General features: G+C 74.7%; 14 protein-coding genes. 9 read left to right on the top strand and 5 right to left on the bottom strand.

Features of this window, described 5'->3' with window-relative positions:
- Positions 1-47 precede the first annotated feature (47 nt).
- Both manB and HNR68_RS07340 read left to right on the top strand, forming a co-directional pair.
- Complete coding sequence (gene manB, locus HNR68_RS07335) at positions 48-1,148, top strand: mannose-1-phosphate guanylyltransferase (RefSeq protein ID WP_179718887.1); 1,101 nt, start codon at positions 48-50, stop codon at positions 1,146-1,148.
- A gap of 50 nt (positions 1,149-1,198) precedes the next feature.
- A complete protein-coding gene (locus HNR68_RS07340) occupies positions 1,199-2,110 on the top strand; it encodes a DNA-3-methyladenine glycosylase family protein (protein WP_179718889.1) in 912 nt (303 codons plus the stop codon).
- 3 nt (positions 2,111-2,113) lie between these two features.
- Here the strand turns inward: HNR68_RS07340 and HNR68_RS07345 are convergent, their stop codons facing one another.
- From HNR68_RS07345 to HNR68_RS07360, 4 genes are read right to left on the bottom strand one after another with little or no spacing between them, the layout of a single operon-like run.
- Positions 2,114-2,650, bottom strand: a complete 537-nt coding sequence (locus tag HNR68_RS07345) for an NUDIX domain-containing protein (protein ID WP_179718891.1) — start codon at positions 2,648-2,650, stop codon at positions 2,114-2,116.
- Positions 2,647-3,990, bottom strand: coding sequence for a coenzyme F420-0:L-glutamate ligase (locus HNR68_RS07350; protein WP_179718893.1), 1,344 nt, complete (start codon positions 3,988-3,990; stop codon positions 2,647-2,649). The genes HNR68_RS07345 and HNR68_RS07350 overlap by 4 nt, the downstream gene beginning before the upstream one ends.
- Positions 3,987-4,979 (bottom strand): 2-phospho-L-lactate transferase, encoded by a 993-nt coding sequence (cofD, locus tag HNR68_RS07355; protein ID WP_179718895.1) that lies wholly within the window; start codon positions 4,977-4,979, stop codon positions 3,987-3,989. Before cofD ends, HNR68_RS07350 begins: the two co-directional genes overlap by 4 nt.
- Before the next feature lie 58 nt (positions 4,980-5,037).
- Positions 5,038-5,793: a zinc metalloprotease gene (locus tag HNR68_RS07360; protein ID WP_179718897.1), complete on the bottom strand. Its 756-nt coding sequence runs from the start codon at positions 5,791-5,793 to the stop codon at positions 5,038-5,040.
- Positions 5,794-6,305: 512 nt separating this feature from the next.
- Here HNR68_RS07360 and HNR68_RS07365 point away from each other — a divergent pair.
- The gene (locus tag HNR68_RS07365; RefSeq protein WP_246330408.1) at positions 6,306-6,620 is read left to right on the top strand and encodes a WhiB family transcriptional regulator; all 315 of its coding nucleotides are present in this window, start codon (positions 6,306-6,308) and stop codon (positions 6,618-6,620) included.
- Between the two features lie 171 nt (positions 6,621-6,791).
- The gene (locus HNR68_RS07370; protein WP_343049989.1) at positions 6,792-9,173 is read left to right on the top strand and encodes a glycosyltransferase; all 2,382 of its coding nucleotides are present in this window, start codon (positions 6,792-6,794) and stop codon (positions 9,171-9,173) included.
- A 55-nt stretch (positions 9,174-9,228) separates the two neighbouring features.
- Here HNR68_RS07370 and HNR68_RS07375 read toward each other — a convergent pair whose 3' ends face one another.
- Positions 9,229-9,702 (bottom strand): metallopeptidase family protein, encoded by a 474-nt coding sequence (locus HNR68_RS07375; RefSeq protein WP_179718899.1) that lies wholly within the window; start codon positions 9,700-9,702, stop codon positions 9,229-9,231.
- Between the two features lie 275 nt (positions 9,703-9,977).
- Here HNR68_RS07375 and HNR68_RS07380 point away from each other — a divergent pair, with 275 nt between their 5' ends.
- The 5 genes from HNR68_RS07380 (at position 9,978) to manA (ending at position 14,525) form a co-directional block, all read left to right on the top strand.
- Entirely contained in the window at positions 9,978-10,337 is a 360-nt protein-coding gene (locus HNR68_RS07380) for a DUF3499 family protein (protein WP_179718901.1), read from the top strand.
- Between the two features lie 110 nt (positions 10,338-10,447).
- Positions 10,448-11,797 (top strand): phosphomannomutase/phosphoglucomutase, encoded by a 1,350-nt coding sequence (locus HNR68_RS07385; protein ID WP_179718903.1) that lies wholly within the window; start codon positions 10,448-10,450, stop codon positions 11,795-11,797.
- 75 nt (positions 11,798-11,872) lie between these two features.
- Complete coding sequence (locus HNR68_RS07390; protein ID WP_179718905.1) at positions 11,873-12,088, top strand: Trm112 family protein; 216 nt, start codon at positions 11,873-11,875, stop codon at positions 12,086-12,088.
- A 7-nt stretch (positions 12,089-12,095) separates the two neighbouring features.
- Positions 12,096-13,169 (top strand): SIS domain-containing protein, encoded by a 1,074-nt coding sequence (locus HNR68_RS07395; protein ID WP_179718907.1) that lies wholly within the window; start codon positions 12,096-12,098, stop codon positions 13,167-13,169.
- Between the two features lie 105 nt (positions 13,170-13,274).
- On the top strand, positions 13,275-14,525 hold the full coding sequence (gene manA / locus HNR68_RS07400; protein ID WP_179718909.1) for a mannose-6-phosphate isomerase, class I: 1,251 nt from the start codon (positions 13,275-13,277) through the stop codon (positions 14,523-14,525).
- Positions 14,526-14,557: the final 32 nt, after the last annotated feature.

The following is a 14,557-nucleotide window of genomic DNA, read 5'->3' on the forward strand; positions in this document are numbered from 1 at the left end:
TGGGTTTTCGTCAGGGAAGTCCGTCAGGTAGAGGAGGAACTGCGCCGATGTCCACGGATGATCGGGACCGGGCCGCGCCGTCGACGGCGGAAGCCGTCGTGCTGGTGGGAGGGCGTGGCGTGCGCCTCCGGCCGCTGACGCTGTCGGCCCCGAAGCCGATGCTGCCCACGGCCGGGGTGCCGTTCCTCCGCCACCTGCTGTCCCGCATCCGGGCCGCCGGCATCGAGCACGTGGTGCTCGGCACCTCCTACAAGGCCGAGGTGTTCGCCGAGCACTTCGGCGACGGCGCCGACCTCGGCCTGCGGCTGGAGTACGCGGTCGAGCCGCAGCCGCTGGACACCGCCGGGGCCATCCGCAACGTGGCCGACCGGCTCAGCGCCGACGACGTGCTGGTGTTCAACGGCGACATCCTCTCCGGGGTGGACCTGACGGACCTGCTGGCCACGCACCGCAGCACCGCGGCGGACGTGACGCTGCACCTGGTGAAGGTGTCCGACCCGCGCCGCTTCGGCTGCGTCCCGACCGACGCCGACGGGCGGGTCACCGCCTTCCTGGAGAAGACCGACGACCCGCCGGTGGACCAGGTCAACGCCGGCTGCTACGTGTTCCGCCGCGAGGTGATCGACCGCATCCCGGCCGGGCGGCCGGTGTCGGTGGAGCGCGAGACCTTCCCCGAGCTGCTCGCCTCGGGCGCGCGTGTGCAAGGTCACGTCGACACCTCGTACTGGCTGGACGTGGGCACCCCGGAGGCGTTCGTCCAGGGCTCGGCGGACCTGGTGCGGGGCGTGGTGCCGACGCACGCGCTGCCGGGCGGGCCCGGCGAGGCGCTGCTGCTCGACGGGGCCTCGGTCGCGCCCGGCGCGAGCGTCGGCGGCGGCAGCGCGGTCGGCGCCGGCTGCGTCGTGGAGGACGGCGCGCGCGTCGAGGGGTCGGTGCTGTTCGACGGGGTCCGGGTGGCGGCCGGCGCGGTCGTGGAGCGCAGCGTGGTCGGCGCGGGCGCGACGATCGGGTCCGGCGCGGTGCTGCGCGGCGCGGTCATCGGTGACCGGGCGCACGTCGGGGCGGGCTGCGAACTGCTCGACGGCGTCCGCGTGTGGCCGGGCGTGGAGCTGCCGGAGCACGGCGTCCGCTTCTCCGCCGACTGCTGAGCCACCCGGGCCGCGGTGCGCAGCGGCGACCGGCCTACCCTCGGGAGCCGATGCCCGAGCCCGCGACCAGGACCTGGTCCCCGCCGTACCCGCTGGACCTGCCGCGGGTGCTCGCCCCGCTGCGCCGGGGCAGCGGCGACCCCACCACGCGGGTCGAGCCCTCGGGTGCGGTGTGGTGGGGCACCACCACACCGGTCGGCCCGACCACGCTGCGGCTGAGCGTGAACGGCGCCGGGGAGGTGGAGGCCGCGGCCTGGGGCGCGGGCGCGGAGCTGGTGCTGGACACCGTCCCGGACCTGCTCGGGGCCTCCGACGACGACAGCGGGTTCGTCGCGGTGCACGACGTCGTGGAGCGCGGACGGCGCGCCTCGCGCGGCGTGCGGCTGTGCGCCTCCGGGCGGGTGTGGGACGTGCTGGTCGCCGCGGTGCTGGAGCAGAAGGTCACCAACCGCGAGGCGTGGCGCTCCTGGCGGGAGCTGTGCTGGCGCTTCGGCAGCCGCGCCCCGGGACCGGTGGAGCGGCTGCGGGTCGCGCCGGACCCGCTGCGGCTGCGCGCCATCCCCGACTGGGAGTGGCACCGCGCGGGCATCGACGGTGCCCGCAGGCGCACGCTGCTCGCGGCCGCGTCGGTGGCCGGGCGGCTGGAGCGCGCGGTCGCGCTGCGCGGCGCCGAGGGGCGCGCGCTGCTGCAGAAGGTGCCCGGCATCGGGCCCTGGACGGCGGCGGAGGTCGCGCAGCGGGCCTGGGGCGACCCGGACGCGGTCAGCGTCGGCGACTACCACCTGCCGACGGTCGTCGGCCTCGCCCTCGTCGGCCACCCGCTCGACGACGACGGCATGCTCGAAGCCCTGGCGCCCTACGCGGGCCACCGCCACCGCGCGGTCCGCTACCTCGGCGCCGCCGGGGTGCGGCGCCCCCGCTACGGCCCCCGGATGCCGGTCCGCGACTACCGCGCGCTGTGAGGGTCAGCCCCGCCGGCTGGCGGCGGCGACCAGCGGTCCCAGGTCGGTGCCCTCCGGCAGGGCGTCCACCGGCCACCAGCGCAGGTCGAGGGACTCGTCGCTGCGGTTCGGCTGCGCGCCCTCCGGGGCGCGGACCACGAAGCGGACGTCGAAGTGGCGGGTCGGCTTGCCGAGCGAGCAGGTGATCGGGTGCACGTCGAGGTGCACCGGCTCCGGGTCCACCACCAGACCGTCCACACCGGACTCCTCGGTGGCCTCCCGCAGCGCCGCACCGGCCAGCGTGGTGTCCTCGGGCTCGCAGTGCCCGCCCAGCTGCAGCCAGGAACCCACCCGGGGGTGCAGGGTGAGCAGCACGTTCTCGCCCGCCGCGTCGAGCAGCACCGCCGAGGCCGTGACGTGCCCCGGCTCGCAGGCCCGCAGACAGCCGTCGGCGCGGGCGTCCAGCAGCGTCAGGAAGGCGTGCCGCAGCGCCTCCTGCTGCGGGTCGGCCGGGCGCCACTCGCCGAGCACGCGCAGCGCGTCGTCCTGGGGTCCGTTCACAGCTCCACCAATCCGTCGTCGAGGTCCCGGGGAGCGCGCGGCCCGTCGGCCGGTTCGGCCGGGTGGCCGACCGCCACGGCGCCGAGCGGCTCCCAGGAGTCGGGCAGGTCCAGCTCCGCGCGGACCACGTCCGGGCAGAACAGCGTCGAGGACACCCAGCACGAGCCGAGGTCCTCGGCGGCGAGCGCCACCAGCAGGCCCTGCACCGCGGCACCGCCGGCGACGGTGAACATCCGGCGCTCGGCCTCGGCCCGCCGCTCGTCCGGGTAGTCGTGCGCGCCGTCGCGCACCAGGAACGGCAGCACCAGCTCCGGGGCGGCGTAGAGCAGGTCGCCGCGCTTGACGCGGCGCTGCGCGGCCTCCGCCGCCATGCCGTCCCCGCGCAGGTCGTCCAGCCACGCCGTGCGCATCGCGTCCAGCAGCTTCGTCCGCAGCGGGCGGTCGCGCAGCCACACGAAGCGCACCGGGCGGGTGTGGTGCGGGGCGGGTGCGGTGAGGGCCGCGCCGACCGCGCGGCGCACCGCGGCCTCGTCCACCGGGGTGTCGGCGAACTGCCGCACCGAGCGGCGCATCAGCACCGCCTCGCGGCGGCCCTGCGCCAGCGCTTCCGCCGTGCCCAGCGAGAACAGGTCGTCCTCGACCGTGCGCACCAGGTCCCGCGCGCACGACCCGTCGTCCACAGTGGTCAGTCCGCGGACCACCGCCACCGGCACCGCGCCCAGCTTGCCCTTGACCAGGTCCGCCGCGGCCGCGATCTCGTCGGCCACCGCCACCTGCGTCACGGCCAGCTCGTTGCCCTGCGAGTCGGTGCTGCCCGCGTAGTCGTGCAGCACGCCGAGCCCGGCCGCGCCGATCGCCACGTCGGTCTGGCCGATCCGCCAGGCGCGGCCCATCGTGTCGGTCACCACCACGCCGACCTGCACCCCGAGCCGCTCGGCGAGCCCGGCCCGCAGCCGGCGCGCGGAGGCGTCCGGGTCCTCGGGCAACAGCGCGATCTGGTCCTGCGGCACGTTCGAGGCGTCGATGCCGGAGGCGGCCTGCACGATGCCGAGCTTGTTCTGGGTGATCAGCGTCCGGCCGCGCCGCGCCACCACGTGGGTGGCCTCGGAGAGCACCAGCTCGCGCCGCAGCTCGTCGCGCAGCTGCGGGTCCTGCGGCGCGGACACCATCCGGCCCTCGACCTTGGACACCACCTTGCTGGTGACCACCACGACGTCGCCGTCGCTGAGCCACGGGGCGGCCGCCGAGACCGACGCCGCCAGGTCGTCCCCGGGGCCGAACTCGGGCAGCCCCTGGACGGCGAAGACCCGCAACCCGCCGGTTGCCGCGTGGTCCCTCATCGCACCTCCCCGGCCAGGTCGAACGCCGCCTGCGCCATCGCGGCGGTGGCGTCCACGTCGGACATCAGCAGCGGGACGGCGCGCACCCGCACGCCGGGGACCTCGGCGGTGTCGCCGGTGTGCACCAGCCAGCCGTCCAGGACGCCCTCGGCGTCCTGCCGCGAGCCGTAGTGCCGACCGACCGCCTCGGCGGTGCTGTCCACCCCGATGGCGGCCAGGCAGGCGTCGGCCATGCCGCGCAGCGGCCGGCCGCCGATGATCGGGGACAGGCCCACGACCGGCGCCGAGGTCTCCCGCAGCGCGGTGCGGAAGCCCGGCACGGTCAGCAGCGTCCCGATGCTGACCACCGGGTTCGACGGCGCCAGCAGCACCACGTCGGCCTCGCGCACCGCGTCCAGCACCGCGGGTGTGGGCTTGGCCTCGTCCGCCCCCACCGGCACGATCGCGTGCGCCTTCGGCTCCGCCCGGTACCGCACCCACCACTCCTGGAAGTGCACGGCCCGCTGCTCCCCGGTGTCCGGGTCGTCGATGGCGACGTGCGTCTCCACCCGCTCGTCGGTCACCGGGAGCAGGTCCACGCCCGGCCGCCACCGGTCGCACAGCGCCTGGGTGACCTCCGACAGCGAGTACCCGGCGCGCAGCATCCGCGAGCGCACCAGGTGGGTGGCGATGTCCCGGTCGCCGAGCCCGAACCAGCTCGGTTCCACGCCGTAGGCGGCCAGCTCCTGCTTGACCGACCAGGTCTCGTCGACCCGGCCCCAGCCCTTCGCCTCGTCGATGCCCCCGCCGAGCGTGTACATGCAGGTGTCCAGGTCCGGGCAGACCCGCAACCCGTGCATCCACACGTCATCGCCCACGTTGACCACCGCGGTGACCTCGTGCTCGGACTGCTGCTGCGGCTCGCCCACGGCGGGCAGGCCCAGCGCTGCCTTCACCCCGAGCAGGAACCGCGCGCCACCGACCCCGCCGACCAGAACTACGACCTTCACGGTCCCGATCCTCGCACGGCGCCCGGTGCCCGGGACCGCGAACCTGCGGCCGGCGGTCTCAGAAGCGGAAGAGGCTGCGGAAGACGGCCTGCCCGAGGGCCGTCAGGTTCGTGTCCCCGCCGACCAGGTCGAACACGAAGTAGGCGAGCTCGAAGAACAGCCGCCCGACCACCGGCACGCCGAGCAGCAGCAGGAACAGCACGAGCGGGGCCCACGGCCGGGCCTTCTCGCCGAACCGCCGCGCCGGGCCGGACAGGTACGGCTCGATGGCGCCGTAGCCGTCCAGGCCGGGGACCGGCAGGACGTTCAGCACGAAGGCGATCACCTGCAGGAAGGCGAGGTAGGACAGGCCCGCCGCGAGCCCGGGCGCCATCGGCACCACGGAGACCGCGGCGACGATGAGCATGCCCAGCACCAGGTTGGTCAGCGGCCCGGCCAGCGACACCATCGACTCGGTGCGCCGGGAGCGCAGCGCGTGGTGGTTGATCCACACCGCGCCGCCGGGCAGCGGGATGCCGCCGATCGCCACGAAGACCAGCGGCAGCACGATGCTCAGCACCGGGTCGGTGTAGTGCCGCGGGTCCAGCGTCAGGTAGCCCTTCGAGCGCACCGAGAGGTCCCCGCCGCGGTAGGCGGTGACCGCGTGCCCGAACTCGTGCAGGCACAGCGACAGCGCCCAACCGCCGAGCACGAGCAGCAGGACACCGGTGGTCAGCGCCAGCTCGGTGTCGACGGTGGCGAGCACGCCGCCCAGCGCGGTCAGTCCGACGATCAGCAGGAAGAGGGGGCTGATGCGCGTCGTGGAGCTCTTCACGCCCCCCAGTGTCCCTGACCGGTTCAGGGCACGGGGGCGGATCTCGTCCGGCGAAGATGACCATCCGCTGGTATCCATGATCACGGTGACTCCGTGCGGGGGAACGGTTCCTGCGGACGGAGTACCGGCGCTGCGGCGGACGCGTGTGTCCGACAGGACCTGGTGGCCGTGCGGTGGCGCTGTCCGGGTGTCCCCCTACGGATGGTCTCCGCTTGACCGCAAGGAGCTACACGAGTGTAATCACAGCAGTGTCATTCACCGGTGAAACGATCACCCGACAAGCGGGGAGATCGCAGGATCGGGCGACCAGGAGCGGGAGACCTGGTCGGGCACGAGGTCGATCGAGGTGCCGCCGGCGGAGAGGGCGGGCGGCGCACCTGGTCGGCGACGGCACCGCCGTCGGAGTGCGGGGTCCTCGGAGGGGGGACCGGGTCATCCGCGAGCAGGAGTGCGTCCTGTTCCGGCCCTGGGGAGGGCCGGCGGGAACGGGAGAAATCGGGGGAGATGCAACGATGTGGATTTCCGGCAACAGCCGCTTGGCGGAGCGCGGGGACGCTCCCGTCGCGGAGTTCGACGTCCTGGCCGAGCTGGTCGAGCTGTCCGAAGAAGAGCAGGAGTGGCAGGAGCGGGCCCTCTGCGCGCAGACCGACCCGGAGGCGTTCTTCCCGGAGAAGGGCGGTTCCACGCGCGAGGCGAAGCGGATCTGCGCGGGCTGCGAGGTGCGCTCCGAGTGCCTGGAGTACGCGCTGCAGCACGACGAGCGCTTCGGCATCTGGGGCGGACTGTCCGAAAGGGAGCGTCGCAAGCTCAAGCGCCGCGCGGTGTGACGTGAGCGCGCGCCCGCGCTGAAGCGAGCGCGGCGTTCGCGAGCTCCCCTCGCCAGGTCGGCGGTGCGCCCGCGCTTGTCCCCGGCGGTCGCCGCCGGGTGTGGACCGGTTCACGGGCGCAGACCGCTTCGGCGGGCCTCTTCCCGCGGCTGGTGCACTACCGTTCGTGCGGTGGTGGATCTGGCCCGCAGGAGGAAGACGTTGAGCGCGCCGGTGCTGGCGGTCGTGGTGTGTCGGGACGGTGAGTCGTGGTTGCCGGGGGTGCTCGCCGCCCTCGCCGAGCAGTCCACCAGACCGCGCCGCGTGATCGCGGTGGACACCGGCTCGACCGACCGCACCGCGGAGCTGCTGGCCCAGGCGCGCGCGGACCAGCTCGTCGACGACGTGCTGACCCTGCCGCGGGACACGTCGTTCACCACCGCGGTCGCGGACGCCGTGGCGCTGGGCAAGCGGCGGTGGGCCGAGCCCGGCCGCTGGTTGTGGGTGCTCGACGGCGGGCCCGCGCCCGGGCCGGACCGGTTGGCCGGGCTGCTGGCCACGGCCGGGGAGGGCACGACCGCGGACGAGGTGCAGGCCGGCCGGCTCGTCCGGCGCGACGTCTTCGAGCGGTGGGAGCGCCGACCCTCGCCCGCGCCGCGCGAACGCCGCGGCGCTTTCCTCAGCCGTGGCAGGGTGTTGCGGCTGCTCTCCGCGCCGCTGTTCGTCCTCACCGCCGCACTGCTGGTGTTCGCGGTGGTCAACGCGCTCGTCACCGGCCGCCTCGGCGCCGACCTGGCCGGCGGTCGGCTGTTCCCGACGGCCGACCTGGCGACCACGTGGCACGACTACCTGGCCGCCTGGCACCCGGTCGCCGGTGGCACCGGCTCGCCCGCCCCGCCGTCGCTGCTGGTGCTGGCGCTGCTCGGCAGTGTCCTCGGTGGACCGTCGGTCGTGGTGTCGCTCCTGCTGCTGTTCGGGGTCCCGCTCGCCGGGGTGAGCGCCTACTTCGCGGCCGGGGCGCTCGGTGTCTCGAGGTTGCGGCGCGCGGTCGTGGCCGGTGCGTACGCCCTGCTGCCGGTGGCGTCGCTGTCGGCCGGGCAGGGACGCCTCGACGTGGTCGTCGCGCACGTCCTGGTGCCGCCGCTGCTGGCCGGGATCGCGGCGGTGCTCCGGCGCCCCGCGGGGCAGTGGCTGGGCACCGTCTGCCTGACCGCGCTGGGACTGGCGGTGCTCGGCGCCTTCTCCCCGCTGATGCACCTCGCGCTGGTCGTGCTGGCGCTGCTCGGGCACGTGCTGCTGCCCGGTGAGACGGCACGCAGCCAGCGCCGCGTGGCCGGACTGGCGGCGGTGGTGCTGCTGTCGGTCGCCTGCCTGCTGCCGTGGCCCGTCGTGCTGCTGCGGCACCCGGAGGTGCTGCTGCACGGGCCCGGGGCCCGGGTGGTGGAGCAGCACGCGGGCGCGTGGTTGTTCGCCTTGAGCCCGGACGGGTCCCCGGCCGGCGCGCTCGGGGTGCTGTTCGTGCTGGCCGCGGTGCTCGCGCTCGTCCTCGCGTGGGACAAGCGGATGCTCCCGGCGGTCGGGGTCGTGGTCTTCGGGTGGCTGCTGGCCGGTGCGGTGGACGGGTCGGTGGCCGAGCCGATCACCGGCGGGGTCGCCACCAGCGGGTGGACCGGTGGTCCGCTGGTGCTCGTCGCGGTCGGCTGCTGCTGGATCGTGCTGCGCGCCGGACGGCTGCAGCTGCCGGCCGCGCTGCCCGCGCTGCCGCAGGGTGCCGGGATCGCCGCGGGTGCCGTGGTCGTCCTCGCGCTCGTGGTGGGCTCCGCGGTCGCGCTGGCCAGCGGTCCGCTGGCGCCGGCGCAGCCGGTGGCCGGGCCGTCCGGGACGCGACTGGTGCTCGACCCGGGGCCGCAGCCCGCGCGGATGGTCACCGGTCCCGGCCCGCGCTTCGGCGACGACGACCTGGCCCCCGCCGGGAACGCCGCGGACTGGTTGCGCCAGGTCGACGACGACCTGCAGTCCACCGACCCCGGTCGGGTGCGGGCGGCGCTGGCCGCGGCGGCCGCCCACGGCGCCGAGTTCGTCGTCGTGCCGGGCGACTCCGCGGTGCCCGAACTCGGCCGCGGTCTGGTCAGCGAGCACGAGCGCCTGCTGGACGGCAGCCGGGTGCTGCGCCTGCTGCTGCCGAGCTCCCCGGTCAAGCTGGTCGGCCCCGACCTGGCGCGCCAGGCGCAGACCGAGCCGGAACCGACGCCCGAGGCCCGTCCGCTCCCCGTGGCCGCGCAGCTGCCGAACTTCACCGTCCGGGTCTCCGAGGGCGGCGCCGGGCGCGCGCTGGTGCTCGGTGCGGTGAACGAGCCCGGCTGGTACGCGCGGGTCGACGGCATGACGTTCCCGCTGGCCACCGCCTGGGGCAACCAGGTGGCGATCCCGCTGCCGGAGCAGGCCGCCGAGGTGCGGGTCGGCTACACCGAGGTGCCGCGGACGGCGCTGCTGTCGGTGCAGGCGGCGGCGGTGCTGTTCACCGTGGTCGTGGCGATCCCCGGCCGCCGCCGCGAGGCCGGGACCACGCCTTGACCGGCGTCCGGCGCGCGTCGTCGTCGGAGACCCCGCACCGCGCCGGAGGCCCCGGTCACTGCCCTTCGATGACGTCCGGGTCCAGCCCGAGGTAGGCCGCGACCTGCTCGACCAGCACGTCGTGCAGCAGGTCCGCCATGTCCGTGCCGTCGCGCGCCCGCGCCTCCAGCGGACGCCGGTACAGCACGATCCGGGCGCGTGTGGGGAGCCCGCGCCGGTCCACCCCGGCCGGCACCAGCCGGGCCAGCGGCACGTTGGAGTCCACCACCACGTCGTCGTCCCACACGATCTTCTCGGGCGTGGTGCTGGTGATCTCCGGTACTTCGTCGACGGCGACGTCCAGCTGCGTCAGCTCGGCGTGCCAGCGCTGCTCGATCGGCTCCAGCGCCTCCAGCACCAGCGCGTCGAAGCGCTGCGAACGGCTGCGCGACACCGGGACCGAGGACGGGTACAGCGGCCCGCGCAGCCCGCGGCCGCGCCGGTCCCGCCGGAAGCGGACGCGACGCCGAGATCCACGTGCGGTCACCACGGGCCGAGGGTACGCCTTCCACCCCTCCCACCGGGACAGCGCTCGCCCGCCGGACCCGTTTCGCTCGATGGGAGCACGGCGGCCGCGGCCCCGCCAGGCGCCGCGACCGGCCGCCGACCCCCTCCGTCGCTCCGCCGACCAGGGGAGACACCCGATCGGCGGGGATCTGTTCGCGCCGAGCGGACACGGCCGAACGCCGAGCTCAGGGGCCCGGACGACGCCGGTTTCCGCGTGCCTTCGCCGCGCACTGGACCGGGCGCGCTATCGTGCGTGTCGTGCGGAGCGTGAGGCGTTGCTCGCGGACCGGGTGTCTCAACCCGGCCGTCGCCACGCTCACGTATGCCTACGCGGACTCCACCGCGGTCGTCGGCCCGCTGGCCACCTACGCCGAACCGCACAGCTACGACCTGTGCGAAGCGCACGCGCTGCGGCTCACCGTGCCGAAGGGCTGGGAGGTCGTGCGGCACGAGGGCGAGTTCGCCCCGCCGCAACCCTCCGACGACGACCTGACCGCGCTGGCCGAGGCGGTCCGGGAGGCCGGGCGACCGGACCGGCCGGTCGAGCACCACGGGCTCGCCCCCGGAGGCAGCCGCCGCGGGCACCTGCGAGCGTTGCCGGACCCGGTCGACGAGTGAGCCGATCGTGATGAACAGCTCGCGTGCTCCCAGCGGACGCCACCACCTCGTCGATCGCCGGTAGGCTGCCAACGACGTCGTGTCTGGCGCGGAATCGGGGAGGGTGCAGCGTGCGAGACCTGTCGGGGATCGTCAAGGCGTACGACATCCGCGGGGTGGTCGGGGAAGGCCTCGACGCCGACGCGGTGCGGGAGATCGGCGCCGCCTTCACCCGGCTCGTGGGTGGCCCCGCGGTGGTCATCGGCCACGACATGCGGGAGTCCTCGCCGGGCTTGGCCGAGGCCTTCGCCGAAGGCGTCACCGGCCAGGGCGTCGACGTGATCAACATCGGCCTGGCCAGCACTGACATGCTCTACTTCGCGTCCGGTCGGCTCGAGCTCCCGGGCGCGATGTTCACCGCCAGCCACAACCCGGCCCAGTACAACGGGATCAAGCTGTGCCGGGCCGGCGCGGCCCCGGTCGGCCAGGACAGCGGCCTGTCCGAGATCCAGGAGCTGGTCGCCCACGGCGTGCCCGAGTTCCTCGGCGCCAAGGGCAGCACCAGCGAGCGCGACATGGTCGCCGAGTACGCCGCCTTCCTGCGCGAGCTGGTCGACATCCGCGGCATCCGCCCGCTGAAGATCGTGGTGGACGCCGGCAACGGGATGGGCGGGCACACCGTGCCCACCGTCTTCGAGGGGCTGCCGATCGAGCTGGTGCCGATGTACTTCGAGCTCGACGGCACCTTCCCCCACCACGAGGCCAACCCGCTGGACCCGGCCAACCTGGTCGACCTGCAGGCCAAGGTGCGCGAGGTCGGCGCGGACGCCGGGCTGGCCTTCGACGGCGACGCCGACCGCTGCTTCGTGGTCGACGAGAACGCCGACCCGGTCTCGCCGAGCGCCATCAGCGCGCTGGTCGCGGTCCGCGAGCTGGAGAAGGAGCCCGGCGCGACCATCATCCACAACCTGATCACCTCCAAGGCGGTGCCCGAGATCGTCGCCGAGCACGGCGGCAAGCCGGTGCGCACCCGCGTCGGCCACTCGTTCATCAAGCAGACGATGGCCGAGACCGGGGCGATCTTCGGCGGCGAGCACTCCGCGCACTACTACTTCCGCGACTTCTGGCGGGCCGACTCCGGCATGCTGGCCGCGCTGCACGTGCTGGCCGCCCTGGGTGGCCAGGACCAGCCGTTGTCGCAGCTGATGAGCAGCTACTCGCGCTACGTCGCCTCCGGCGAGATCAACTCGACGGTCGACGACCAGCAGGGCCGGATGCGCGCGGTGGCGGCCACCTTCGGCGACCGGTCGGGCGCTCGTGTCGACGAGCTCGACGGGCTTACCGTGGAGCTGTCGGACGGTTCCTGGTTCAACCTGCGCCCGTCCAACACCGAACCGCTGCTCCGGCTCAACGTGGAGGCGAGGGACACTGACGCGATGGCCGCGCTGCGCGACGAGGTGCTCGCGGTCGTCCGAGGGTGAAGTCCCGCGTCCGACCCGACGGTCGGCAGCACGGTGCCGCGCCCGGGGGCGCGAGCGAGTTTGGGGAGGGGAAGAGTGGCCGTTGACCTGGAGCCGCAGTTGCTGGAGATCCTGGCCTGCCCGTGCCCGCAGCACGCCCCGCTGCGGCCGGGGCTGGGCGACGACTCCCAGGCCGACTACCTGACCTGCACCTCCTGCGGACGCGCGTTCCCGGTGCGGGACGGGATCCCGGTGCTGCTGCTGGAGGAAGCGGTCGGGGGACCGGCCCCCGGCGCTTCCGGGGAGGGGTGACGGCCCGGTGCTCGACGACAGCCTCTTCGACGACCCGGCTCGACTGGTCGACGCCGACACCGGCGGCCTGCTGCGGCTCGCCGCTCTCTCGGGCGCGCAGGTCCGCGCGGCGGTCGAGTCCGCCACCGAGGCGGGCCTCGACGACCTGTTCGACGGCCGGCCCCGCGCCGTGGTGCTGCTGGCCCGCCCCGGGGTGGGCCCCGGCGTCTGCCGCCTGCTGGCCGCCCTGGCGGGGCCGCGCTGCCCGGTGCCGGTGGTGGTCACCGACACCGTCCCGGCCTGGATCGGCGCGCTGGACGTGGTGTTGGCGCACAGCGACGACGTCGGTGACACGGTGCTGGCCGAGTCGGTCTCGGTCGCCTGCCGCCGCGGTGCGACGGTCGTGCTCGCCATCCCGCCGGACGGGCCGGTCGCGGCCGCGGGCGCGGGACGGGCGACGGTGCTCCCACCGCGCGTCCCGGTGCCGTCCACGCTGTCCTTCGCGCACGCCCTGGCGGTCGGGCTCAGCGTCTTCCGCACGCTCGACCTGCTGCGCTTCGACGCCGAACAGCTGGCCGACGAGCTGGACAAGGAAGCCGAGCGCGCGCACCCGAACCACGAGACGCTGACCAACCCCGCCAAGTCGCTGGCGATGCGGTTGGCCGAGCGCGTCCCCCTGCTGTGGGGCCTGGACCCGGCGTCCACGGCGGTGGCCGAGCACGGGGCCTTCGCGCTCGGTGCCCACACCGCGACGCCCTGCCACGTGGCCGACTACCAGCAGGCGGTGGCGGAACGCGCGCTGCACCGGGCCGCCGCCGGGTCCGAAGCGGACCTCTTCGCCGACCCCGAGGACGACCCGGGGACCGCGCTGCGCGTGTTCCTGGTCAGCGCGCGCCACGACGAGCAGGGGGAGGCGCAGGAGCGGGGCGCGGTGCGCGACCTGCCCGGCGCCGACCTGGTCAGCCCGGGTGATGCGGTGGGCGACGACGCGGTCCTGCGGTCCGCTGTGCTGGCCGCCCGGTTCGACATGGCCGCCGTCTACCTCGGGTTGGCGGCAGGCACGCTGAACGGTCCCGGCTGGCCGGCGCTGGCGATGCACTGAGGGGTTTCCCAGGGTTTGCCCCGATGCCGCCCGGTGGACCGGCGCGGTGTGCTGTGCTGGACGTCGCGGACGAGGACGCGATGACGAGGAAGCGAGAGAACGACTGTGGAGCTACTGCGGAACGCGGTGCGCCCCTACGCGTGGGGCTCGCGTACCGCTATTGCTGATCTGCTCGGTCGGCCCGTCCCCACCCCGCACCCGGAAGCCGAGCTGTGGATGGGGGCGCACCCCGGCGACCCGTCGCGCGTGGTCCGTCCCGACGGCGAAGAGGTCTCCCTGCTGTCCCTGCTGGAGGCCGATCCGGAGCACCACCTGGGGCCGGTGTGCGTGCAGCGCTGGGGCGGCCGGTTGCCGTTCCTGCTCAAGGTGCTGGCCGCCGACGAGCCGCTGAGCCTGCAGGCGCACCCGTCCGCGGAGCAGGCCGCGGAGGGGTTCCGGCTGGAGGAGGAAGCGGGCATCGCGCGCAACGCGCCGAACCGCAACTACCCGGACCCCACCGCCAAACCGGAACTGGTTTGCGCCCTCACCGAGTTCCACGCGCTGGCCGGGTTCCGCGAGGCCCAGCGCACCGTCCGGCTGCTGGACGAGCTGGCCGTGCCGAGCCTGCGCGCGCACCGCGAGCTGCTCGCCGCCCAGCCCGACGCCGACGGCCTCCGCGCACTGTTCACCACGTGGATCACGCTGCCGGAGAACTACCTGCGCGAGGTGCTGCCCGAGTTGCTGGAGGCGTGCGTGGAGCACGTCCGGGCGCACGGCGAGTTCGCGCTCGAGTGCCGGACGGTGCTGGAGCTCGGCGAGGCCTACCCGCACGACGCCGGGGTGCTGGCCAGCCTGCTGCTCAACCGCATCGTGCTGCAGCCGGGCGAGGCGATCTTCCTGCCCGCGGGCAACCTGCACGCCTACCTCAACGGCACCGCCATCGAGATCCTGGCGAACTCCGACAACATCCTGCGCTGCGGGCTGACGCCCAAGCACGTCGACGTCCCGGAGTTGCTGCGGGTGCTGGACTTCGCCTGCGGGGACATGCGGGTGCTCAAGGGCGAGTCGCTGGACGCCAACCTCACCGCGTACCGCACCCCGGCCGACGAGTTCGAGCTCTCCCGGCTGGACTGGACCCCGGCCGAGTCCGGTGTGGTGCACCTGGACTCCCCGGGACCGCAGATCCTGTTGTGCACCAAGGGGAGCATCCAGCTGACCAGCTGCACGCACAACGGCTCGGTGCCGCGCGAGCTGCGGTTGGACCGGGGCCAGTCGGTGTGGCTGGCGGCGTCCGACCCGGCGGTGCAGGTGCGTCCGGTCGAGCTCGACGCCGAGGGGCGGGCGCAGGTGTTCCGCGCCGCCGCCGGGGCGTTCTAGAGCCCGCCACCCGAGAACGGCCGAAAACGGGC

The sequence above is a fragment of the Saccharopolyspora hordei genome, from assembly GCF_013410345.1.
GTDB classification, from domain to species: domain Bacteria; phylum Actinomycetota; class Actinomycetes; order Mycobacteriales; family Pseudonocardiaceae; genus Saccharopolyspora; species Saccharopolyspora hordei.